Origin of the sequence: Pseudomonas sp. NFACC41-3 (genome assembly GCF_900109505.1) — a bacterium.
Classification (GTDB): Bacteria; Pseudomonadota; Gammaproteobacteria; order Pseudomonadales; family Pseudomonadaceae; genus Aquipseudomonas; species Aquipseudomonas chlororaphis.
This window is the reverse complement of the sequence record NZ_FOAE01000006.1, coordinates 520,833-543,460: the sequence shown is the minus strand read 5'-3', so window position 1 is coordinate 543,460 and position 22,628 is coordinate 520,833. Positions and strand designations below refer to the sequence as shown.

The 22,628-nt window shown below is 61.3% G+C and carries 18 protein-coding genes and 2 tRNA genes; 4 read left to right on the top strand and 16 right to left on the bottom strand.

The features are described from left to right. Positions 1-92: 92 nt before the first annotated feature. The 9 genes from BMY68_RS26985 to rnr form a co-directional block, all read right to left on the bottom strand. The gene (locus tag BMY68_RS26985; protein ID WP_085533630.1) at positions 93-611 is read right to left on the bottom strand and encodes a hypothetical protein; all 519 of its coding nucleotides are present in this window, start codon (positions 609-611) and stop codon (positions 93-95) included. Between the two features lie 112 nt (positions 612-723). After that, entirely contained in the window at positions 724-3,024 is a 2,301-nt protein-coding gene (locus BMY68_RS26980; RefSeq protein WP_007921487.1) for a YgiQ family radical SAM protein, read from the bottom strand. A 226-nt stretch (positions 3,025-3,250) separates the two neighbouring features. Continuing rightward, positions 3,251-4,648 carry a replicative DNA helicase gene (gene dnaB / locus BMY68_RS26975; protein WP_007921486.1) on the bottom strand — a complete coding sequence of 466 codons (1,398 nt, stop codon included), beginning with the start codon at positions 4,646-4,648 and terminating at the stop codon, positions 3,251-3,253. A gap of 134 nt (positions 4,649-4,782) precedes the next feature. Further along, the gene (gene rplI, locus BMY68_RS26970; RefSeq protein WP_007921484.1) at positions 4,783-5,229 is read right to left on the bottom strand and encodes a 50S ribosomal protein L9; all 447 of its coding nucleotides are present in this window, start codon (positions 5,227-5,229) and stop codon (positions 4,783-4,785) included. A 21-nt stretch (positions 5,230-5,250) separates the two neighbouring features. Then, positions 5,251-6,150 carry a hypothetical protein gene (locus tag BMY68_RS26965; RefSeq protein WP_009041913.1) on the bottom strand — a complete coding sequence of 300 codons (900 nt, stop codon included), beginning with the start codon at positions 6,148-6,150 and terminating at the stop codon, positions 5,251-5,253. 36 nt (positions 6,151-6,186) lie between these two features. Beyond that, positions 6,187-6,417, bottom strand: coding sequence for a 30S ribosomal protein S18 (rpsR, locus tag BMY68_RS26960; RefSeq protein WP_002551829.1), 231 nt, complete (start codon positions 6,415-6,417; stop codon positions 6,187-6,189). A gap of 28 nt (positions 6,418-6,445) precedes the next feature. Further along, positions 6,446-6,871: a 30S ribosomal protein S6 gene (rpsF, locus tag BMY68_RS26955; protein ID WP_007921481.1), complete on the bottom strand. Its 426-nt coding sequence runs from the start codon at positions 6,869-6,871 to the stop codon at positions 6,446-6,448. Between the two features lie 282 nt (positions 6,872-7,153). Continuing rightward, entirely contained in the window at positions 7,154-7,921 is a 768-nt protein-coding gene (gene rlmB / locus BMY68_RS26950) for a 23S rRNA (guanosine(2251)-2'-O)-methyltransferase RlmB (RefSeq protein WP_009041912.1), read from the bottom strand. Further along, positions 7,918-10,524 (bottom strand): ribonuclease R, encoded by a 2,607-nt coding sequence (rnr, locus tag BMY68_RS26945; protein WP_009041911.1) that lies wholly within the window; start codon positions 10,522-10,524, stop codon positions 7,918-7,920. The genes rlmB and rnr overlap by 4 nt, the downstream gene beginning before the upstream one ends. A 224-nt stretch (positions 10,525-10,748) precedes the next feature. Between rnr and BMY68_RS26940 the strand changes: the two genes are divergently transcribed. From BMY68_RS26940 to BMY68_RS26925, 4 genes are all read left to right on the top strand, one after another. Continuing rightward, positions 10,749-10,835: transfer RNA gene (locus BMY68_RS26940), tRNA-Leu, on the top strand. A gap of 170 nt (positions 10,836-11,005) precedes the next feature. Then, positions 11,006-11,092, top strand: a tRNA-Leu gene (locus BMY68_RS26935). A gap of 204 nt (positions 11,093-11,296) precedes the next feature. After that, positions 11,297-12,322, top strand: a complete 1,026-nt coding sequence (locus tag BMY68_RS26930) for an extracellular solute-binding protein (protein WP_085533628.1) — start codon at positions 11,297-11,299, stop codon at positions 12,320-12,322. Next, positions 12,322-13,887, top strand: coding sequence for an ABC transporter permease (locus BMY68_RS26925; RefSeq protein ID WP_085533626.1), 1,566 nt, complete (start codon positions 12,322-12,324; stop codon positions 13,885-13,887). The genes BMY68_RS26930 and BMY68_RS26925 overlap by 1 nt, the downstream gene beginning before the upstream one ends. 62 nt (positions 13,888-13,949) lie before the next feature. On the opposite strand, the gene BMY68_RS26920 is transcribed toward BMY68_RS26925, so the two are convergent. The 7 genes from BMY68_RS26920 to hfq all read right to left on the bottom strand — a co-directional run bounded on the left by BMY68_RS26920 (position 13,950) and on the right by hfq (position 22,582). Continuing rightward, positions 13,950-15,884 carry a methyl-accepting chemotaxis protein gene (locus BMY68_RS26920; RefSeq protein ID WP_085533624.1) on the bottom strand — a complete coding sequence of 645 codons (1,935 nt, stop codon included), beginning with the start codon at positions 15,882-15,884 and terminating at the stop codon, positions 13,950-13,952. Positions 15,885-16,022: 138 nt separating this feature from the next. Beyond that, positions 16,023-17,315, bottom strand: a complete 1,293-nt coding sequence (locus BMY68_RS26915) for an adenylosuccinate synthase (protein ID WP_009041907.1) — start codon at positions 17,313-17,315, stop codon at positions 16,023-16,025. 54 nt (positions 17,316-17,369) lie between these two features. Next, positions 17,370-18,557 carry an ATP phosphoribosyltransferase regulatory subunit gene (locus tag BMY68_RS26910; RefSeq protein ID WP_009046692.1) on the bottom strand — a complete coding sequence of 396 codons (1,188 nt, stop codon included), beginning with the start codon at positions 18,555-18,557 and terminating at the stop codon, positions 17,370-17,372. A gap of 315 nt (positions 18,558-18,872) precedes the next feature. Beyond that, on the bottom strand, positions 18,873-19,742 hold the full coding sequence (hflC, locus tag BMY68_RS26905; protein WP_007921367.1) for a protease modulator HflC: 870 nt from the start codon (positions 19,740-19,742) through the stop codon (positions 18,873-18,875). Continuing rightward, positions 19,742-20,911 carry an FtsH protease activity modulator HflK gene (gene hflK / locus BMY68_RS26900; protein WP_007921369.1) on the bottom strand — a complete coding sequence of 390 codons (1,170 nt, stop codon included), beginning with the start codon at positions 20,909-20,911 and terminating at the stop codon, positions 19,742-19,744. Before hflK ends, hflC begins: the two co-directional genes overlap by 1 nt. A 96-nt stretch (positions 20,912-21,007) precedes the next feature. Next, on the bottom strand, positions 21,008-22,309 hold the full coding sequence (gene hflX / locus BMY68_RS26895; RefSeq protein ID WP_007921372.1) for a ribosome rescue GTPase HflX: 1,302 nt from the start codon (positions 22,307-22,309) through the stop codon (positions 21,008-21,010). Positions 22,310-22,321: 12 nt separating this feature from the next. After that, positions 22,322-22,582 carry an RNA chaperone Hfq gene (hfq, locus tag BMY68_RS26890; protein WP_007921378.1) on the bottom strand — a complete coding sequence of 87 codons (261 nt, stop codon included), beginning with the start codon at positions 22,580-22,582 and terminating at the stop codon, positions 22,322-22,324. Positions 22,583-22,628: the final 46 nt, after the last annotated feature.

Here is a 22,628-nt window from a genome sequence, read left to right as displayed (position 1 = left end):
GGCTGTGGGCAGTACAGCACCAAAAGCGAGCGGTGCGTGCTTCGGCGTGCGCAGGGTTGCACATAAATGTGGCGACAGGATGTAACCGGCGGTCAGCGCACCCGCTTCAGGCCGGCTTCCAGTCGCTGCAGGCGCCGGCGTTTGCGCGCCGCCACTTGCAGCACCTTGAGCCCGCGCTGGTAGCGCCGGGTGCTCATCAGGTACAGCCCGGCCAGGGGAATGCTCAGGACAAAGGCCGGGAACAGTCGCTGGCGGGAGTCCAGCAGGACCAGCAGCGCGCATGCCAGGCAGAACACCAGCGCGCCGAACAAGGCCCAGGCGCCGCGCGGGTAGCCGCGGATCACCAGCAGGAAACACAGGCTCATCAGCAGCCCAGCGCCCAGCATGGCCATCGCAGCGTAGTTGGCGACCTGGAAGTCACGGGGGAAATACAGATGGGGCACCTGCGCGGCGGTCAGCGAGATGCTGAAGACCGTCGTCATCATCACCGCGATATGAATCACCCCGAAACGCCGCACATAGGGCTGCCAGGCGAGCCATTCGGCGGTCTTGAGGCGTAGCAGCCGGTCTTCGACCTGCCGTTGTTGCGGGGTTTTGCGGCGACGTAACACGCGGCGCTTCCTTGAGTTGATGCCAATCCTGGGGGCGCACCTTAACAAACCCGAACGGCGAAATGCACAACGCCAACCCTGGGGTTGGCGTTGTGTCCGTACAGCAGTGGCCTTAGCGGGGCACGACCGGTTTGCGGGCCGGCTTCTTGCCTTTGCCCTTGGCCGCATCCGTGCGTTCCTTGGCGGCCTGCTTGTTGCGGGCCATCGCGGCGGCCTTGGCCTGTTCGCGCTTGTCCCACGGGTTGCTACCGTCGCTGCCGCGTGGAGGCAGGCCGGTGTGCTGGGTGAGAATTTTGGTGGTTTCCTTGGCCACTTTGTGGCTGCCAGCCGGCGTCGAGTTCTTGCGACGAGCGCTCTGGTAGCTGTCGGTCGACGGCTGATGCAAAGGAATCAACTGGTTCTTGCCCGGCCCGATCAGGTCGGCGCGGCCCATACGGGTCAGCGCTTCACGCAGCATCGGCCAGCCTTTCGGGTCGTGGTAACGCAGGAACGCCTTGTGCAGGCGACGCTGCTCCTCGCTCTTGACGATGGTCACCCCGTCACTCTTGTAGGTGACCTTGCGCAGCGGGTTCTTGCCCGAGTGGTACATCGCGGTGGCGGTGGCCATCGGCGACGGGTAGAACGCCTGCACCTGGTCGGCGCGGAAACCGTTGCCCTTGAGCCACAGGGCCAGGTTCATCATGTCTTCGTCGGTGGTGCCCGGGTGCGCAGCGATGAAGTACGGAATCAGGTACTGCTCCTTGCCCGCTTCCTTGGAGTACTTCTCGAACATCCGCTTGAACCGATCGTAGCTACCGATGCCCGGTTTCATCATCTGGTTGAGCGGACCTTCCTCGGTGTGTTCCGGGGCGATCTTCAGGTAGCCACCAACGTGGTGGGTCACCAGTTCCTTGACGTACTCCGGCGACTCGACCGCGAGGTCGTAGCGCAGGCCGGAAGCGATCAGGATTTTCTTCACCCCCGGCAACGCACGGGCGCTGCGATACAACTGGATCAGGGACGAGTGGTCGGTGTTCAGGTTCGGGCAGATGCCAGGGAACACGCAGGACGGTTTGCGGCACGCGGATTCGATTTCCGGGCTCTTGCAGGCGATGCGGTACATGTTCGCGGTCGGGCCGCCGAGGTCGGAAATGACCCCGGTAAAACCTGGAACCTTGTCGCGAATCTCTTCGATCTCGCGAATGATCGACTCTTCGGAACGGTTCTGGATGATGCGGCCTTCGTGCTCGGTGATCGAGCAGAAGGTGCAGCCGCCAAAGCAACCACGCATGATGTTCACCGAGAACCGAATCATGTCGTAGGCCGGGATCTTCTCCTTGCCGTACGCCGGGTGCGGGATGCGCTGATACGGCATGCCGAACACGTAATCCATCTCTTCGGTGGTCATCGGGATGGGCGGCGGGTTGAACCAGACATCGATCTCGCCATGTTTCTGCACCAGCGCACGGGCGTTGCCCGGGTTGGTTTCCAGGTGCAGCACGCGGTTGGCGTGGGCGTAGAGCACCGGATCGTTACGCACCTTTTCCATGGACGGCAGGCGGATCACGGTCTTGTCGCGGGTCATCTTCGGGCTGGCCAGGATCTGCACGACCTTGGCTTCCTGGGGATCTTCGACCGGGCCTTTTTCCTGCTCGATGGCGCAGGCCTGGGTGTCCTGGGTGTTGACGTACGGATTGATGATCTTGTCGATCTTGCCCGGCCGGTCGATACGCGTGGAGTCCACTTCGTACCAGCCCTGCGGCGTGTCACGGCGAATGAACGCGGTGCCGCGCACGTCGGTGATGTCTTCGATCTTGTGCCCGTAGGACAGGCGCTGAGCGACTTCGACAATCGCCCGCTCGGCGTTGCCGTAGAGCAGGATGTCGGCGCTGGCGTCGATCAGGATCGAGTTGCGCACCCGGTCCTGCCAGTAGTCGTAGTGGGCGATGCGGCGCAGGGAGGCTTCGATGCCGCCCAGGACGATCGGCACGTGCTTGTAGGCTTCCTTGCAGCGCTGGCTGTAGACCAGGCTGGCGCGGTCCGGACGCTTGCCCGCCAGGCCACCCGGGGTGTAGGCGTCGTCGGAGCGGATTTTCTTGTCCGCGGTGTAGCGGTTGATCATCGAGTCCATGTTGCCGGCCGCGACGCCGAAGAACAGGTTCGGCTCGCCGAGCTTCATGAAGTCGTCTTTGGACTGCCAGTTCGGCTGGGCGATGATCCCGACGCGGAAGCCCTGGGACTCCAGCAGCCGGCCGATGATCGCCATGCCGAACGACGGGTGATCGACGTAGGCATCGCCGGTGACGATGATGATGTCGCAGGAATCCCAGCCGAGCTGATCCATTTCCGCCCTGCTCATCGGCAGGAACGGCGCCGGTCCGAAACATTCGGCCCAGTACTTGGGATAGTCAAATAACGGCTTGGCTGCTTGCATGTCGATGACCGGTATAGGTGTAGATGAGGGCGCGTTTATTTACAGAGAAATTCGCGGGCGCGGAATATAGCACAAAAAATGACCAATTCCGACGACTATGGTCGGAAATCGGTGGCCTGTAGCCGCTGTCGCAGACTGCGATCGGCTGCGCGGCAGACGCAACGCTCACCCATCGAACGAAGCTCCTGCGGCCCTTATCGCAGCCTGCGGCAGCGGCTACGGCTGTTTACTCGTCGTCGTCGAAGTTGTAGCTGCCCGGCGCGAGGTTCTCGAAGCGGGTGTACTTGCCGATGAACGCCAGGCGGATAAAGCCGATGGGGCCGTTCCGCTGCTTGCCGATGATGATCTCGGCAATGCCCTTGTGCTCGGTCTCGGGGTGATACACCTCGTCCCGGTACACGAACATGATGACGTCGGCGTCCTGCTCGATCGCTCCGGATTCCCGCAAGTCGGAGTTTACCGGGCGCTTGTTCGGGCGCTGCTCGAGGGAGCGGTTGAGCTGAGACAGGGCCACTACCGGGCAGTTGAATTCCTTGGCCAGGGCCTTGAGGGAACGGGAGATCTCGGAAATCTCGTTGGTCCGGTTGTCGCCGCTGGAACCCGGGATCTGCATCAGCTGCAGGTAGTCGATCATGATCAGGGCGATGTCGCCGTGCTCACGCACCAGGCGGCGGGTCCGCGCGCGCATTTCCGAAGGGCTGATACCGGCGGTGTCGTCGATGAACAGCTTGCGGTCGTTGAGCAGGTTGACCGCCGAGGTCAGGCGCGGCCAGTCGTCGTCTTCCAGCTGGCCGGAACGCACCTTGGTCTGGTCGATACGGCCGAGGGACGACAGCATACGCATGATCAGCGATTCGCCTGGCATCTCGAGGGAGTACACCAGCACTGCCTTGTCACTGCGCAGTACGGCGTTTTCCACCAGGTTCATGGCAAAGGTGGTCTTACCCATGGACGGACGACCGGCGACGATGATCAGGTCGGCTGGCTGCAGGCCGCTGGTCTTCTCGTCGAGGTCGGTGTAGCCGGTGGACAGGCCGGTGATGGCGTTGTCGGTGTTGAACAGGGTGTCGATGCGGTCGATGGCCTTGGTCAGCAACTCGTTGACGCCCACCGGGCCGCCGGTCTTCGGACGCGCTTCGGCGATCTGGAAGATCTGCCGTTCGGCTTCGTCGAGAATCTCTTCGGCGGTGCGGCCTTCGGGGTTGAAGGCGCTGTCAGCGATCTCGGTGCTGATGCCGATCAACTGGCGCAGGGTGGCGCGCTGGCGAACGATCTGCGCATAGGCCTTGATGTTGGCCACCGACGGCGTGTTCTTCGCCAGTTCGCCCAGGTAACCCAGGCCGCCGACCTGGGACGTCTGGCCTTCCTTGTCCAGCTGTTCGGACAGGGTCACGACGTCGATCGGCATGTTCTGATCGGCCAGCTTGGCGATCGCACGGAAGATCAGGCGATGGTCATGTCGATAGAAATCGCCGTCGGAGACTTGATCGAGCACCCGCTCCCAGGCGTTGTTGTCCAGCATCAGACCACCGAGCACGGCCTGTTCGGCCTCGATGGAATGTGGCGGCACCTTCAGGGCAGCGGTTTGCAGATCGTATTGCTCGGGAGCGGAGATATCGTTCATGGCCACTTGGTTTTTTAGGAAAAGCAGGGGTTTGAAAAACTGAGGGTACAGAAAGACAAAGGGCACGACCTGTAAACAGGATCGTGCCCGATGTTACCGGCTAGCTCCCGAGGGTGCCAGCCGACAAGTACTGCTTAAGCTGCTACCACGACAACGCGTACGGTGGCTTCAACTTCAGCGTGCAGGTGCACGGCTACGTCGAATTCACCTACGTTGCGGATGGTGCCGTTCGGCAGACGAACTTCGCTTTTTGCAACTTCAACGCCGGAGGCGGTCAGTGCATCAGCGATGTCGTGGGTGCCGATCGAACCGAACAGCTTGCCTTCGTCACCAGCGGTGGCAGTGATAGTCACTTCCAGCTCAGCCAGTTGGGCAGCGCGAGTTTCGGCAGAAGCCTTTTTCTCTGCAGCCAGTTTTTCCAGCTCGGCACGACGCGCTTCGAACGCAGCCAGGTTGGCAGCGGTAGCAGCGGTGGCTTTGCCGAAAGGCAGCAGGTAGTTACGGCCGTAACCAGCCTTAACGTTTACCTTATCGCCCAGGTTGCCCAGGTTGGCGATTTTTTCCAGCAGGATCAGTTCCATTTGGTAATAACCTCTTAACTTTTAACCTTCACCGTTCGCAGGACCGTTATCGGCGTCTTTCGGCGCCGAACGACCGCGAAAATCAATCAGGCTGTCGACTATGGCCAACACCACGAGCAACGGATAGATCAGCTGCATAAACAGCAACAGCGTTACGTACAACCCCACCAGCCAGAACCTGGCCAGTCGCCCTTGCGCCACCAGCCCGTGAATCAGGGCCAGCCCGGCGAACACCAGCGGTACGCTGCACAACGGCGTCAGCATCGCCATCTGTGGACCGAGGTTCGGTCCCAGCAGCATGCAGGCCAGCAGCAACATCGCCAGTCCCAGCGGGAGCTTGATAGCGCGAAACTCGCGCCCAAAACCACCCGGGTTGTACAACAACGCCTGCCAGTAGCGCCCGACAATCAGGCTCAGCACACTGACGACCTGCAACAAAGCCGCAATCAGGCCGGTCAGGACCGGTGCAATCAGTGAGGCGAGACGAGCCCGCTCTTCAACCGACAGCTGCTGGTAGAGATCACCGAGGGCCAACGGCAGGATTTTTACCAACTCCTGCGAGAGCATCTCGATCTGGGGGCGGTAAGCCACACCCAGCACTCCAGCAAACACCAGGCCCAGCGCTATGCTGACCAGCAGCACACGGTTCCAGGATTCGCTTGCGCGCAAAACCAACGCAAGGCCCGAAGACCCGAGCAACACCATGAGTGCGCGTGGGTCGTCGGAATACAGCCACCAGAACAATGCCGGCAGCAATCCCAGGGCGAGGACACCAAGGGCGTCGCTCAAACCGCGCCGCAGGAGCACCAGGCTTCCCGCAGCAGCACCCAACCAATACAACAACGGCAATGCCGCACATCCGGCCACTACCAGAGTGGCCTGCATACGGCCGCGCATGATGAACTCAGCTAAGGCGCGCATGCATTCAATCCCTTACTACTTGTCGACTGCCCGGTCTCAGCGGCCGTGGCTGTCGGTGTAGGCCAGCAGGGCCAGGAAGCGGGCGCGCTTGATAGCGGTGGCCAGCTGACGCTGATAACGAGCTTTGGTACCGGTGATACGGCTTGGAACGATTTTGCCGGTCTCGGATACGTAGGCTTTCAGAGTGTTGAGATCTTTGTAATCGATCTCTTTCACGTCTTCAGCGGTGAAGCGGCAGAATTTACGACGACGGAAGAAACGTGCCATGTAATTGGCTCCTCAAAAGGTCCGTGGATTACTCGTCAGCGTTATCGCTGGCGTCGCTGTTATCGCTGTCATCGCCATCGGCGCTGTCAGAATGCTCAGGACGGTCACGACGCTCACGGCGCTCACTGCGGTTCTCTTCAGCCTTGAGCATCTCGGATTGGCCAGTGATGGCTTCTTCGCGACGGATGACCAGGTTACGGATCACAGCATCGTTGTAACGGAAGTTGTCTTCCAGCTCAGCCAGGGCTTTACCGGTGCACTCAACGTTCAGCATCACGTAGTGAGCCTTGTGAACATTGTTGATTGCATAGGCCAGTTGACGACGGCCCCAGTCTTCCAGACGGTGGATTTTGCCGCCGTCTTCTTCGATCAGCTTGGTGTAACGCTCAACCATGCCGCCGACTTGCTCGCTCTGGTCAGGGTGGACCAGAAAGATGATTTCGTAATGACGCATGAATGCTCCTTACGGGTTGTAGCCTGCCGCTCAAAAGCGGTCAGACAAGGAGTGAATGACACTTGTGTGTCTTGCCTCAGAGATAGGCACATATGCGCCTGCCGCAACGGCAAGGGGCGCAATTGTAGAGAAGGGGGAACAGCGGCGCAAGGCAATTGGTGATTATTTGAACAACTGGTCGCCAGGGCGCGCCAAACCTGCCAAGCAGGCCTGCTCACGATTGCGGCGCCTCGGTCGGGCCGCTATCGCGAGCAAGCTCGCGCCTGCATGAAGGGAGGAAACTCAGGCCTTCTTGGTTGCGCTCTTGGCTTTGGCCGCACGCTGGCGCGTGGCTTCGAACAGGCACACGCCGGTAGCCACCGAAACGTTGAGACTGCTGACGCTACCGGCCATCGGCAGGCGCACCAGGAAATCGCAATGCTCGCGGGTGAGGCGACGCATACCCTTGCCTTCGGCGCCCATGATCAGGATGGTCGGCCCGGTCAGGTCCTGGTCATACAGTTCCTGCTCGGCTTCGCCAGCCGTGCCGACGACCCACAGGCCGCGCTGCTGAAGCTTTTCCAGGGTGCGCGCGAGGTTGGTCACGGCTACCAGCGGAATCACTTCCGCGGCGCCGCACGCCACTTTACGTACGGTCGGGGTCAGGGTCGCCGATTTGTCTTTCGGCACCAGCACCGCCAGCGCACCGGCCGCATCGGCAGTGCGCAGGCAGGCGCCAAGGTTATGCGGGTCGGTCACGCCGTCCAGCACGAGAAGCAGCGGCGCACCCTCGGTACGGTCGAGCAACTCATCGAGCATCGCTTCGCCCCAGACCTGGCTTGGGCTCACTTCAGCCACGACGCCCTGGTGAACGCCTTCGACCCAGGCATCCATTTCGCGACGCTCGGCCTGACCGACCGCCACGCGATTCTGCCCGGCCAGGTCCACCAGCACCTGCACGCGCGGATCGCTGCGGCCTTCGGCCAGCCAGATCTGCTTGACGCGCTTGGGGTGGTGACGCAGCAATGCTTCTACAGCGTGCACGCCGTAGATCTTTTCCAACTGACTCATGACTTGGCCTTGGGTTTACGCGCCCCGCCGCTTTTCGCCGCAGGACCTGCGCCCGCTTTCGGCGGACCTTTACGATGTTTGCTCGGCTTGCTGGAAGCCGGCTTGCCAGACTTTCCCCCAGACGCCGCTTTACCGCCGCTCTTGGCTTCGGCCAGCAGCGCCTGCTTCATTTCACGGCTCTTGCGCACTTCGGCGTTTTTCGCCGCCGCATCGCTGGAGCGGTAGGCCTCGACCGGCTTCTCCTTGGCCGGACCACGACGCCCGGCCTTGGCTGGGGCGGGCTCGGCAGCCGTCTTGGCCGGAGGCACATCGACTGCGCCACGTTTTTTGCGACCGATCGGCGCACTGATGGTTTTTTCCGCCATCTCGAAGTCGATCTTGCGCTCGTCCAGATCGACGCGCATGACCCGCACTTCCACGCTGTCACCCAAGCGGAAGCTGCGGCCGGTGCGCTCACCGGCGAGGCGGTGATGCACGGGATCGAAGTGGTAGTAGTCGCCCGGCAGCGCCGTGACATGCACCAGACCTTCGACATAGATATCGGTCAGTTCGACGAACAGGCCAAAACCGGTCACTGCAGTGATCACGCCCGGGAACGCCTCGCCCACGCGGTCTTTCATGTATTCGCACTTGAGCCAGTTCACCACGTCGCGGGTCGCTTCGTCGGCACGCCGCTCACTCATCGAGCACTGCTCGCCAAGCTGCTCGAGAATCGCCTCGTCGTAGGGATAGATGCGCGCCTTCGGAATGGTCATCGCACCGGCACGACGCACGTGAGGCGTGTTCTGCTTGGAGTGGATGACACTGCGAATCGCCCGGTGCGTCAGCAGGTCCGGGTAACGGCGAATCGGCGAAGTGAAGTGGGTATAGGCTTCGTAGTTCAGGCCAAAGTGGCCCTGATTGTCAGCGCTGTACACCGCCTGGCTCAAGGAGCGCAGCATCACGGTCTGGATCAGATGAAAGTCCGGACGATCCTTGATGCTTTCCAGCAAGGCCTGGTAGTCCTTCGGCGTCGGACCGTCCTTGCCTTTATGCAGGGACAGGCCAAGCTCGCCGAGGAAGGCGCGCAGTTTTTCCAGGCGCTCTGGCGGCGGGCCGTCGTGAACGCGATAGAGCGCGGGGATTTCGTGCTTCTTGAGGAATTCGGCGGTGGCCACGTTGGCCGCCAGCATGCATTCCTCGATCAGCTTGTGCGCATCGTTGCGGGTAGTCGGACGAATTTCCGCGATCTTGCGCTCGGAACCGAAGATGATCCGGGTTTCCTGGGTCTCGAAGTCGATGGCGCCACGGGTATGACGGGCACCGAGCAGAACCTTGTACAGCGCATAAAGCTGCTTGAGGTGCGGCACGACATCGGCGTATTCGCCACGCAGCTGCTTAGCCTCGCTGGTTTTCGGCTGTTCGAGGATAGTGCTGACCTTGTTGTAGGTCAGGCGCGCCTTGGAGTGGATCACCGCTTCGTAGAACTGGTAGTCGGTCATCTCGCCGGATTTGGAGATGGTCATCTCGCACACCATAGCCAAACGATCGACTTTCGGGTTCAGCGAGCACAGGCCGTTGGACAGCTGCTCCGGCAGCATTGGCACCACGCGCTCGGGGAAGTACACCGAGTTGCCACGCACCTGCGCCTCGTTATCCAGCGCCGAACCGATCTTCACGTAACTGGAAACGTCGGCGATCGCCACGTACAGCTTCCAGCCACCGCCGAACAGGCGCAGCTTGCCGGGCTTGGCTTCGCAATAGACCGCGTCGTCGAAGTCGCGAGCGTCTTCGCCGTCGATGGTGACGAACGGTAGATCGCGCAGGTCGATGCGCTTCTCTTTGTCCTTATCCTCGACTTCCGGCTTGAGCTTGCCGGCTTCCTTCAGCACCGCCTCGGGCCAGACATGAGGAATATCGTAGGTGCGCAAGGCAACATCGATTTCCATGCCCGGGGCCATGTAGTTGCCCACGACCTCGACCACGTCGCCTTGCGGCTGGAAGCGCGGAGTCGGCCAGTGGGTGATCTTCACCTCGACGAACTGGCCGATCTTGGCGCCGGCATTGCGACCCGGGGTCACCAGCACTTCCTGCTGGATCTTCGGGTTGTCCGCCACCACAAAACCGATTCCGCCTTCTTCGAAGTAACGGCCGACGATGCTCTCGTGGGCACGGGACACTACTTCGACGATCATGCCTTCGCGGCGACCGCGGCGATCCAGACCGGAAACCCGGGCCAGTGCACGGTCGCCATCGAACACCAGGCGCATCTGCGCCGGGCTCATGAACAGGTCGTCGCTGCCGTCATCGGGAACCAGGAAGCCGAAGCCGTCACGGTGACCGCTGATGCGGCCGAGGATCAGGTCGAGCTTGTCCACCGGCGCATATGTGCCACGGCGGGTGTAGATCAGTTGGGCATCGCGCTCCATGGCGCGCAGGCGGCGGCGCAGGGCTTCGATCTGGTCTTCTGTGGTCAGACCAAACTCTTCGACCAACTGTTCGCGGTTAGCAGGCGAACCCCGATCAGCAAGGTGCTGAAGGATCAGTTCGCGGCTAGGGATAGGGTTTTCATATTTTTCCGCTTCACGAGCGGCCTCGGGATCGAGGGACTGCCAATCGGCCATTAGATAAATTTCACCTTGTCTATATGCGGGTTAGTTTGGCATACACGTATTGAAACGGGAAATTTCAGGCTAAGACAGGCTCCGAAAAGTCCTTTAGTGGCTTCAGAACCATCCTGTAAAAGCCGTCGGCGAATTTTTTTCAATATTTTCAAGATCAGGGGTTTACAGCCCAAAAGGTGGTCCGTATAGTGCGCGCCATCGACGACGGAGACGCTGTCGATAGTGCCCAGATGGTGAAATTGGTAGACACGCCAGCTTCAGGTGCTGGTGGCCGCAAGGCCGTGGAAGTTCGAGTCTTCTTCTGGGCACCAATTCAGAGCTGCAGATTGTTTGAATCTTCAGACTCCTCCAAAAACCCGCGAAAGCGGGTTTTTGCATTCTAAGTGTTTGATTTATTGAATCTAAGTTAAAACAGGGCTTTACAGATTCAAAGGCGCTCCGTATAGTTCGCCCCATCAACAGCGGCAACGCTGCTGATACTGCCCAGATGGTGAAATTGGTAGACACGCCAGCTTCAGGTGCTGGTGGCCGCAAGGCCGTGGAAGTTCGAGTCTTCTTCTGGGCACCACATTCAAGCTTCGTAGCATAGCTGTGAAGTCTCACAAAAACCCGCGAAAGCGGGTTTTTGCGTTTCTGGCTCACAACAATCATTTCCCCCGCCAAAACGCCCCCCCTCCTCCAGGGCTATCCAGCCCGCCAAGCCGCACATGAGAAACAATATCGTTTATGATTGTTACAAGTTTTTGCGGCACCACAGTGAGGAACCCTGCGAATGATGTTTAGAAACACCCCCCTTCCAACATCCCTTCTGCGCGGCTTGACCATCACTTTGCTGGGCCTGGCCCTGGCATCTCCATTCACTCAAGCAGCCGATCCGGTTTCCCTAACGCTGTACAACGGCCAGCACAAGGAAGTCGGCGACGCCATTGCCAAGGCTTTCGAGGCCAAGACTGGCATTCACGTCAATGTGCGCAAAGGTAGCAGCAACCAGCTAGCCAGCCAGATCGTGGAAGAAGGCGAGCGCTCCCCCGCCGATGTGATTTACACCGAAGAATCGCCACCCTTGAACAAACTCGGCGAGCAAGGCTTGCTGGCCAAGACCGATGCTGCGACCCTTGAAGTCCTGCCCAAGGACTATGTCGCCGGCAACGGCACCTGGATTGGCATTACCGCCCGAGTTCGCGTGGTGGCGTTCAACCCGAAGCTGATCGACGAAAAAGACCTGCCTGCATCGGTGATGGAGTTCTCCCAGCCACAATGGCAAGGCAAGGTAGGCTTCGTTCCTACCAGCGGCGCATTCCAGGAACAGGCCGTGGCAATCATCAAGCTGCACGGGATGGACGCCGCCGAGGAATGGCTGACCGGCCTGCGCGCCTTCGGCAAGACCTACAGCAATAATATGGTGGCCTTGAAGGCCGTGGAAAACGGCGAAGTCGCCACCGTGCTGGTGAACAACTACTACTGGTTCGCCCTGCAACGTGAAAAAGGCCAGCTTGACTCGAAGCTGCACTATTTCACCGGCGGCGATGCCGGCGGATTGATCACCGTATCCAGCGCCGCGGTACTCAAGTCCAGCAAACATCCCAAAGAAGCCCAGCAATTCCTCGCCTATATGGCCAGCGAAGAAGGCCAGCGCGTCATCACCCAGACCACCGCAGAATATCCGCTGCGCAAAGGCCTGGAGTCGGATCGAGGCCTCAAGCCGTTCAGTGAGCTGCAAGCGCCGAAAGTCACCCCGGCCGACCTCGGCAATGCCGAAGAAGCCCTGGAACTGGAACGCGAAGTCGGCCTGAACTGATGAGCCCAACGCTGCCCGCCCCCGCCTCGCGCACGAACTACATACCGAGGCGCAAGGGACCATCGATCTGGCTGCTGCTACCGGTCCTGTTGCTGGTCGGGCTCAGCCTGCTGCCATTGCTCTATGTCGGGCTCAAGGCCTGGCAGGCCGGCTGGGCCGAAGCCCTGCACCTGCTGTGGCGACCCTATGTATTCGGCCTGCTGCGCAACACCCTGCTACTGCTCATTGGCGTGACCGTTACCTGCGCCATCGTCGGCCTGTCCCTGGCCTGGCTGCTGGAACGCAGCGACTTGCCGGGGCGACGCCTCTGGGGCGTGATCCTGTGCCTGCCCTTTGCCGTACCGGCCTTTGTCAGCAGCTTCACCTGGGTCTCCCTCAGCGCCAGCTTCGAAGGCCTGGGCGGGGCCATCCTGGTCATGAGCCTGTCCAAGTACCCGCTGGTATTCCTGCCCGTCGCGGCCACCTTGCGCAATCTCGATCCCTCCCTGGAGGAATCGGCCCGCACCCTCGGGCAGAATCGCTGGGGCGTGTTCTTCCGGATCACCCTGCCCCTGCTCTGGCCGTCGCTGCTGGCCGGCTCGCTACTGATCGCCCTGCACATGCTGGTGGAGTTCGGCGCACTGTCGATTATCGGCCTGCAAACCTTCACCACCGCGATCTATCAGCAGTTCGAACTGGAGTTCAGCAATGCCAACGCGGCGATGCTTTCCGCCGTGCTGCTAGCGCTGTGCCTGGCCCTGCTGTGGCTGGAGTTGCGGGTTCGCGGCAAAGGCCGCCATGTACGAACCGGCCAAGGCGCGGCGCGACATGCCGAGCAGGTGCGCCTCGGCAAGTGGGCGATTGGCGGGCAACTGTACTGCGCGCTACTGACCCTGATCGGCAGCGGCATTCCGCTAGGCATGCTGGCGTACTGGCTGGCCGTCGGTTCATCAGCCGCTTTCCCGGTGGCCGCCATCAGCGAAGCCCTGCTCTCCTCCCTGGCGCTATCGTTGGGTGGCGCGGCGCTGTGCCTGGTGCTGGCGGTACCGGTCGGACTGCTGGTAGTGCGCCACAAAGGTCGCCTGGCACTCTGGGCCGAACGCCTGCCTTACCTGCTGCACGCCCTGCCAGGCCTGGTAATCGCCCTGACGCTGGTGTTCTTTGCCCTGCACTACGTACCGGCGCTGTATCAGACCTCAGCCCTGCTGCTGATTGCCTACGCCCTGCTGTTCCTGCCCCTGGCGCAGGCGCCGATCCGCACCGCCCTGAACAAGGCGGCGCCGCAACTCGAGGAAGCCGCCCGCACCCTGGGCGCCTCCTCATTCACGGCCTTCTGCCGCGTGACCCTGCCGATCATTTTCCCGGCATTGGGTGCCGCCTTTGCCCTGGTATTCCTGGATGCCATGAAGGAACTGACGGCTACCCTGCTGCTCAGCCCGACCGGACTGAATACACTGGCAACGGAAGTCTGGGCGCACACGGCGAATGTGGAGTTTGCCGCCGCAGCGCCTTATGCGGCGCTGTTGATTCTGGTATCGGGACTACCGGTCTATCTGCTGACGACACGGATGTATCTGAGCCGCTGAGCCTACTCCTACAGAAAGCCTTCTGTAGGAGCCCCGCCCCGAGCATTCAGCCTCGTGAACACTCAAGCCCGGAACTGCCCCAGGCTGGCCTTCAGTTGGGCTGCCAGGCTATCCAGTACCTTGCCGCTGGCCGTGGTCTCCACCACAGCCTGAGCGGCACGCTCAGCCTGGGCATGGATGGTCTCGACCCGGCCGCGCACCGCTTGCGCGCCCTGAGCCTGATGGGCGGCCGCCTGGGTCGCCAGGCCAATCGCCGCGTGCACCTGCTCCACCGACGACTGCACCGATTGTTGCAGCCGCGCACTGTCGCGCAACACCAGCAACCCTTCGCTAGCCTGCCTTCCAGCCTGGCCGATCGCCGCCACCGCCTCGCGCGCGCCCTGCTGCAGCGCACCGATATGCGCCTGGATATCGCCGGTAGAGCTTTGCGTCTTGCTCGCCAGCGCCCTGACCTCATCGGCCACCACCGCAAAGCCGCGCCCGGTTTCCCCGGCCCGCGCCGCTTCAATGGCCGCATTCAAAGCCAGCAGGTTGGTCTGCTCGGCAATCCCATGAATCACCGTCAACACCACCTCGATCTGTTCGCTCTGCTGCGCCAGGCGTTCGATGACCTTGGCCCCCGTGTCGACCTGCCCCGCCAGTGCCTCGATCAGACCGCCCACCTGGGCCGAGGTCCGGGTGTTTTCGTCGGTCGCCTGACGGATCTCCACCACCTGCTGCAAGGCCGCCTGCATCGCCTGGCTTTCCGCCTGGGCCTCGTCAGCCATCTGCGACAGCGCCCGCAAACTCTCCGCCACCTCGTCACGCTGGGCCTCGGCCGCGGCATCCGCCCCGGCATTACGCAGGCTCATCGCGCCGATTTCGACGCCAGTACGCTGCGCCACATCGCCGGCCTCACGCACGATCGGCTGCAACTTGTCGACAAAGCGATTGACCGCCGAGGCCATGTCGCCGATCTCGTCATTGCTGTTGAGCTGGACCCGTTTGGTCAGATCGCCCTCACCGGCCGCCAGATCGTTTAGCGCGGCGATCAGCAGATGCAGCTTGCTGACCACTCGCCGCCCCAGCACCACCGCCAGCAACAGCAAGACCCCGCAGCCGACCAACGCCAGGCCCATGCCGATGCGCCAGCGCAGGGTGGCCGCCGCGTCCTGCACGGTACCCGCGGTGTTGGCCTGCATGTCCGAAGCGCTGGTCTGCGCCGACTGCAGGCGCGCACGCATGGCCGCAGAACTGCCCGCCGAAGCGCCCTTGAGGCTATCGCCGACCAGCTGGGCGCTATTGGCGATCAAGGCCTCGAAACGCTTGTCCAGCGCCGCCACATCCGCCTCGACCGACGCCGTGGAAACCCCCATCAGCACCTTGCCGATCTCCACGCCGTTAGGACTGATGGAGGCTTCCAGGTAGTAGACCGATGGATCGTTCTTGGCCGCGTCTAGCACTTTGTCCAAGGCACGGTCGCCCTTGCCCTTTTCCAGCAGCGCCTTGTTGATCGGGTTTTCCCGGTTCAGATAGCGGGTCAGGTGCTCGCCATTGGCGTCGTCGTACACCACGAACAGCACGTTGGGATTGCGCTGGGCGCGCCGGGCGAACTCGGAGAGGGTCGGAACGTCGCTGTCCCACATGGCGCGTGGGGCCACCGAAGCGAGCAACTGGGCCATATCATTGGCTGAATCCTTGAGATCCTTCTCCAGCGTCGTGCGCAATTGCGCCTGCTCCTCTTCCAGGCGCGAGGAGAGCCCGGCGGTCAAGCGTTGCCGGGTGCTGCTGGAAAGGCTTTCCAGGCTCGAAGTGACCTCGCGAGCCGCCTGTTCCAGTTCGCCGGACAGCTTCTGGCTATCGACGCCCAGACGAATGGCCAGATCCGCCTCCAGCGCCGTCACCGTGCTCCGGGTCAGGGCAACGGCAACCAACACCTGCACCAAAAGAGCGATACCAAGGGTAACGAACACAGGCCGCAACAAACGGCTTTGTAACAGTGAGAGAACGGCCGACACAGGAAATCCCTCTACTTCAACGCCATCAAATTGATGGCACTCTGGAAGGGCAAATCACAGCAAGGGTCGTGCCGCCTGGCAGGCAGAAACGACAAAGGCCCCTGAGGAGGGGCCTTTGTTTTTTACATCAACGACTTATCAAGCAAACGGGTGACGCAGAACGATGGTCTCGTTGCGGTCCGGGCCTGTCGAAATAATGTCGATCGGCGCGCCGACCAGCTCTTCGATACGCTTGATGTAGGCACGGGCAGCGGCCGGCAGCTCTTCCAGGGTCTTGGCCCCCAGCGTCGACTCGCTCCAGCCTGGCATCTGCTCGTATACCGGCTCCAGGCCGATGTAGCTGTCAGCATCGGTTGGCGCGTCGATGACTGCGCCATCCTGGTTTTTGTAGCCCACGCAGATGTTGATGGTTTCCAGGCCATCCAGCACGTCCAGCTTGGTCAGGCACAGGCCCGAGATGCTGTTGACGTCGATGGCGCGACGCAGGATGACGGCATCGAACCAGCCGCAACGGCGGGCACGGCCGGTGGTTGCACCGAACTCATGGCCACGCTTGGCCAGGAAAGCGCCCACGTCATCGAACAGTTCGGTCGGGAACGGACCCGAACCTACACGAGTGGTGTAAGCCTTGGTGATACCGAGAATGTAGTCCAGGTACATCGGGCCAACGCCCGAACCGGTGGCGATGCCGCCGGCAGTGGTGTTGGAGCTGGTGACGTACGGATAGGTACCGTGGTCGATGTCCAGCAGCGAGCCCTGGGCGCCTTCGAACATGATGTCCTTGCCCGCGCGACGCAGCTGGTGCAGCTCGGCGGTCACGTCCAGCATCATCGGCTTGAGCAGCTCGGCGTATTCCATGCACTCGTCGAGCGTCTTCTGGAAGTCGATGGCCGGCTCTTTGTAGTAATTGACCAGTACGAAGTTGTGGTAGTCCAGCAACTCGCCCAGCTTCGCGGCGAAACGCTCGCGGTGGAACAGGTCGCCGATACGCAGGCCGCGACGAGCGACCTTGTCTTCGTAAGCCGGGCCGATGCCGCGACCGGTGGTACCGATCTTCTGCTCGCCGCGGGCCTTTTCACGCGCCTGGTCCAGCGCTACGTGGTAGGACAGGATCAGCGGGCAGGATGGGCTGATACGCAGGCGCTCACGCACCGGTACGCCTTTCTCTTCCAGCTTGACGATTTCACGCAGCAAGGCGTCCGGCGCAACCACCACGCCGTTGCCGATCAGGCACTGGACGCCTTCGCGCAGCACACCCGAAGGGATCAGGTGCAAGACGGTTTTCTCGCCGTCGATCACCAGGGTGTGGCCAGCGTTGTGGCCACCTTGGTAGCGCACTACGGCGGCAGCATGTTCGGTCAGCAGATCAACGATCTTGCCTTTGCCCTCATCACCCCACTGGGTGCCCAGGACTACGACATTCTTACCCATAACACTTGTCCTCATTCGCGCAAACTTGGTGCCGGCAACGGCCGGCGGGAAAACTCAAGAAGCCAGCGGCAATACTTGCCAAAGCCCGTTCTGCTGAATCAATTGCCGGTCGCAGTCCGCTTCACGGGCGGCGGCCAATGGTTGTCCAGGCAAGGCCTGAACCACGCGCTGACCCTCACTGCGCAACTGGCAAACCTGCTGCCAGAGGGCTGCATCCGTACTGTCCGGCATCCAGATACCGCCAGACGGTAGCTCGATCTCAGCACGCCCCAGGGTCACCAGGGTTTTCAAATCGGTAGAGAAGCCGGTTGCCGGACGGGCGCGACCGAAGTCGGCGCCGATGTCGTCGTAACGACCGCCCTGGGCAATGGACTGGCCAACGCCCGGCACGAACACCGCGAATACCACACCTGTGTGGTAGTGGTAGCCACGCAACTCGCCCAGGTCGAAGTACAGCGGCAATTCAGGGAAACGCACGGAAAGACGCTCGGCAATCGCCAACAGGTCGTCCAGGGCCGCCAGCACCGGCGCCGGCGCATTGGCCAGGCGCTCGCGGGCTGCAGCCAGCACTTCACGGCCGCCGCACAGGTCGACCAGCGCCCGCAGCATGCCGGACAGGTCGGCCGGCAGGCCTTCGGTCAAGGTAATGACTTCGTCGATGGCCTTGCGTTGCAGGGCGTCGAACAGTTGCTGTTCCACTTCGCCGGAGAGACCGGCCGCGCGGGCCAGGCCACGGTAGATACCGACATGCCCCAGATCCATGTGCACATCCGGCACATCGGCCAGTTGCAGCATCGCCAGCATCAGGCTGATGACTTCCACGTCGCTGCTCGGGCTCGCATCGCCATACAACTCGGCACCCAGCTGGATCGGGCTGCGCGAGGACGACAAGGCACGCGGCTGCGCATGCAGCACGCTACCGGCGTAACACAGGCGGCTCGGGCCTTCGCGACGCAGGGTATGCGCATCGATACGGGCCACCTGCGGCGTAATGTCGGCGCGGAAACCCATCTGCCGACCCGATTGCGGGTCGATGACCTTGAAGGTACGCAGATCGAGGTCCTGGCCCGCGCCAGTCAGCAAGGATTCCAGGTACTCGATATGAGGGGTCACGACGAACTCGTAACCCCAGCTCTGGAACAGATCCAACACCTGGCGACGCGCAACTTCAATGCGCGCCGCCTCAGGTGGCAGTACTTCTTCGATGCCATCTGGCAGCAGCCAGCGGTCTACCGTTGCCATTACGCCATTCCCCTGTGATCCAGGCGGCCAGCCTATGGGCGGGCCTTGAGTGAAGCAGAAAATGATCGGCCCATGTGCAAACCACGCGCATGGGCGACGGGGCGAAAAGCCTGAAACCGGCTTCGCCACTCACTTTCCTCGAAAAAAACTGTCGAGTCGTTCAACTCGCCGTCTTGCACCAACAACCACAATCAAACGTGCAGACGCAAAAAAGCCGGGAATTTCCCGGCTGCCGCATCATACACTCGTTTTCCCAAAGGATCACCCCGCCAGACACTTTAGCCGCCGGGCGGGGCGATTCAGGTCAACGTCGCATCAAGGCTTGGCCTTTTCCAGGTAACGGAAAAAGTCGCTGCTTGGGTCCAGGACCATGACGTCGGATTTGTTCGCGAAGCTTTCACGATAGGCACGCAGGCTACGGTAGAAACCGTAGAACTCCTGATCCTGACCGTAGGCCTTGGAGTAGATGGCCGCAGCCTGGGCGTCGCCATCACCGCGAATCTCTTCCGACTCACGATAGGCTTCGGCCAGCAGTACGCGGCGCTGACGATCGGCGTCGGCACGAATACCTTCCGCCAGCTCGTTACCCTTGGCGCGATGCTCACGCGCTTCACGCTCACGCTCGGTGCTCATACGCTCGAAGACGCTGCGGTTCACTTCCTTCGGCAAGTCGATGGTCTTGACCCGGACATCGACCACTTCGATGCCCAGCTCTTTCTCGGCCATCTTGTTGAGCGAAGCCGTGATGTCCGCCATCAGCGCATCACGCTCACCGGAAACCACTTCGTGCAGGGTGCGCTTGCCGAACTGGTCACGCAGGCCCGACTCCAGACGACGGGAAAGACGCTCGTCGGCGATCTGCTTGAGGCCGGAAGTCGCGGTATAGAAACGCTCCGCATCCTTCACGCGCCATTTGGCATAGGCATCGACCATCACGGCTTTCTTTTCCAGCGTCAGGAAACGCTGGGTCGGTGCATCCAGGGTCATCAGGCGAGCGTCGAACTTACGCACCTGGTTCACATAGGGCACTTTCACATGCAGGCCCGGCTGAACGTCAGCCTGGACCACACGACCGAACTGCAGCAACACCGCGCGCTCGGTCTGAGCGACGATGTAGAAGCAGTTCCAGGCAGCGATCGCCACGACGACGCCAACGATAAGGGCGATCAGCGATTTATTGCTCATCAGCGACTCTCCCTGGTACGCGCTTGCTGTTGCTGCAGATCAGCTGCCGCACGCGCATTCGCTTCGTTGCTGCTGGCTGCTGCGCCGGTCACCGGAGCACTGGTGCTGCGGCCACTTTCGACCATTTTGTCCAGCGGCAGGTACAGCAGATTGCTCTGGCCGTTCTTGTTGCCGGTCACGAGAACCTTGCTGGTATTGCTGAAGACTTCCTGCATGGTGTCCAGGTACAGACGCTCACGGGTCACTTCAGGCGCCTTGCGGTATTCGGCCACCAGTTTGGTGAAGCGATCGGCCTCACCCTTGGCGCGGGAAACCACTTCGCCACGGTAACCGTTGGCATCCTCGATGATGCGCTGGGCCTGACCACGGGCTTCCGGCACGACGCCGTTGGCGTAGGTTTCAGCCTGGTTGCGCGAACGCTGCTCGTCTTCACGGGCGCGGATCACGTCATCGAAGGCCTCCTGCACTTCACGCGGTGCCGCTGCGCTCTGTACGTTCACCTGGGTAACGGTGATACCGGTGCGATAGGTATCGAGGAAACGTTGCAGACGCTCCTTGATTTCGCTGGCCATCAACTCACGACCTTCGGTCAGCACCTGGTCCATCGCGGTGGAACCCACTACGTGGCGCAGCGCACTGTCGGTGGCGTGCTGCAGGCTGATTTCCGGCTGATCGACGTTCAGCACGAAGTCCTGCAGGTTGCTGATCTTGTACTGCACGGTCAGCGGCACTTCGACGATATTCTCGTCTTCAGTCAGCATTTGACCCTGCTTGGTATAGGCACGCTCGCGCGTGACGTTTTCCATGTACTTGCGATCGATCGGCGGGAAGTAGATGTTCAGGCCCGGGCCGACGGTTTCGTAGTACTTGCCGAAGCGCAGCACCACGGCCTGCTCCTGCTCGTCCACGACATACACCGCGCTGTACAGCCACACGGCCGCCAGCACGACCAGACCGATACCGAGCAGGCCGAGACCGCCGCCCTTGCCGGAACTGCCACCATCGTCACCACGTTTCTTGCCACCACCGAACAACCCATTCAGGCTTTCCTGCAGCTTGCGGAAGGCCTCGTCGAGATCCGGTGGCCCCTTGCGGTCGCCATTGTTGCGGCGCTTACCACCCCAAGGATCCTGATTATTCGAGTTGCCACCCGGCTCATTCCAAGCCATAGCGCTCTCCATCTGATAAAGCAAAGACGCACCCACGGCGCGCCGACCAATGCTACAGAATGCCTGCTACAGCGGCACAACCGCTTTCTCAGGCTTTTATTGCAAAGTGTGTTGCTCGATGAACTCCAGCGGCTGCATGCCTTCGCGGCTTACCAGTCGATTCAGCTCGACTCGCGGCAAGCGGACAGCCAGCAGGCTGACACCTTCCTCGTCGTGATCTTCTTTCTGCACTGCGCCCAACTCGAAGAACTGCGCTCGCAGTCGAGCAAAACGCTGCGGCAAGCGCAAGGTACCTACAAACAAATCCTCGCCGAGCAACTCGGCAATGGCCTGCTTGAGCAGGTCCAGCCCTTGCCCTTCACGAGCCGACAACCAGACCCGCTGCGGCTTGCCATCGGCATCGCGCTGGATCTGCGGGTCGACCCCCTCGAGCAAATCGAGTTTGTTATAGACCTCCAGTATCGGCAAGTCCTGGGCCCCGATCTCGCCGAGCACCACCATGACCTGTTCGATCTGGGCCATGCGCTCCGGCTCATGAGCATCGATCACATGCAGCAGCAGGTCGGAGTTGCTCGACTCTTCGAGCGTAGCCCGAAACGCCTCGACCAGTTTGTGCGGCAGATGACGAATGAACCCCACGGTGTCGGCCAACACGACCGGACCAAGATCGTCCAGTTCGAGCCGGCGCAAGGTCGGATCGAGGGTGGCGAACAGTTGGTTGGCCGCAAACACATCGGACTCGGTCACGGAGTTGAACAAGGTGGACTTGCCGGCGTTGGTGTAGCCCACCAACGATACCGAAGGAATGTCGGCACGCTTGCGCCCACGACGAGCCTGCTCGCGCTGGCTGCGGACCTTCTCCAGCCGGGCCTTGATCTGCCGCAGGCGAACCCGCAGAAGACGCCGGTCGGTCTCGAGCTGGGTTTCACCCGGACCACGCAGGCCGATACCGCCCTTCTGCCGTTCAAGGTGAGTCCAGCCGCGAACCAGACGGGTACTCATATATTCAAGCTGGGCCAGTTCTACCTGGAGCTTGCCTTCGTGAGTGCGGGCGCGCTGAGCGAAAATATCGAGAATCAGACCCGTGCGGTCAATCACGCGACACTCGAAAGCACGTTCGAGGTTACGTTCCTGACTGGGTGTGAGGATGTGATTGAAAATCACCAGGTCGACCTGTTCGGCTTTGACCAGGTCGCGTAATTCTTCGACCTTGCCGCTGCCAACCAGGTACTTGGCGGTTGGCCGATGACGCGGCACGTTAACAAACGCGACGGTCTCGGCGCCGGCCGATATTGCCAACTCCTGAAACTCCTGCGGATCTTCGCGCGCCTCAGGGTCCTGACCATCCAAGTGAACGAGAATTGCACGTTCACCACCACCGTGGCGCTCAAAGAACAAAGGAGACTCCTATCAGGCGTTACCTGGCTCAGCGTCACCCTGTTCGGATTCGGATGCGCTAGGCAGGCGAATTGGACGAACCGGCACCACTGTCGAGATAGCGTGCTTGTAAACCATTTGGCTGACGGTGTTCTTCAGCAGGATGACGAACTGGTCGAAAGACTCGATCGTACCTTGCAGCTTGATCCCGTTGACCAGATAGATGGAAACCCCAACTTTCTCTTTACGTAAAGTATTCAAGTAAGGGTCTTGTAGCGAATGCCCTTTTGACATGTGCCGCACTCCTTTAAGGATCAATAATAAAAAATCGGAAAACAGA

Excerpts from the sequence above, each read along its gene's own strand:
- BMY68_RS26980 (WP_007921487.1), bottom strand. The coding sequence starts at position 3,024 with ATGCAAGCAGCCAAGCCGTTATTTGACTATCCCAAGTACTGGGCCGAA.
- dnaB (WP_007921486.1), bottom strand. The coding sequence starts at position 4,648 with ATGAACGATATCTCCGCTCCCGAGCAATACGATCTGCAAACCGCTGCC.
- rplI (WP_007921484.1), bottom strand. The coding sequence starts at position 5,229 with ATGGAACTGATCCTGCTGGAAAAAATCGCCAACCTGGGCAACCTGGGC.
- BMY68_RS26965 (WP_009041913.1), bottom strand. The coding sequence starts at position 6,150 with ATGCGCGCCTTAGCTGAGTTCATCATGCGCGGCCGTATGCAGGCCACT.
- rpsR (WP_002551829.1), bottom strand. The coding sequence starts at position 6,417 with ATGGCACGTTTCTTCCGTCGTCGTAAATTCTGCCGCTTCACCGCTGAA.
- rpsF (WP_007921481.1), bottom strand. The coding sequence starts at position 6,871 with ATGCGTCATTACGAAATCATCTTTCTGGTCCACCCTGACCAGAGCGAG.
- rlmB (WP_009041912.1), bottom strand. The coding sequence starts at position 7,921 with ATGAGTCAGTTGGAAAAGATCTACGGCGTGCACGCTGTAGAAGCATTG.
- rnr (WP_009041911.1), bottom strand. The coding sequence starts at position 10,524 with ATGGCCGATTGGCAGTCCCTCGATCCCGAGGCCGCTCGTGAAGCGGAA.
- BMY68_RS26930 (WP_085533628.1), top strand. The coding sequence starts at position 11,297 with ATGATGTTTAGAAACACCCCCCTTCCAACATCCCTTCTGCGCGGCTTG.
- BMY68_RS26925 (WP_085533626.1), top strand. The coding sequence starts at position 12,322 with ATGAGCCCAACGCTGCCCGCCCCCGCCTCGCGCACGAACTACATACCG.
- BMY68_RS26915 (WP_009041907.1), bottom strand. The coding sequence starts at position 17,315 with ATGGGTAAGAATGTCGTAGTCCTGGGCACCCAGTGGGGTGATGAGGGC.
- BMY68_RS26910 (WP_009046692.1), bottom strand. The coding sequence starts at position 18,557 with ATGGCAACGGTAGACCGCTGGCTGCTGCCAGATGGCATCGAAGAAGTA.
- hflC (WP_007921367.1), bottom strand. The coding sequence starts at position 19,742 with ATGAGCAATAAATCGCTGATCGCCCTTATCGTTGGCGTCGTCGTGGCG.
- hflK (WP_007921369.1), bottom strand. The coding sequence starts at position 20,911 with ATGGCTTGGAATGAGCCGGGTGGCAACTCGAATAATCAGGATCCTTGG.
- hfq (WP_007921378.1), bottom strand. The coding sequence starts at position 22,582 with ATGTCAAAAGGGCATTCGCTACAAGACCCTTACTTGAATACTTTACGT.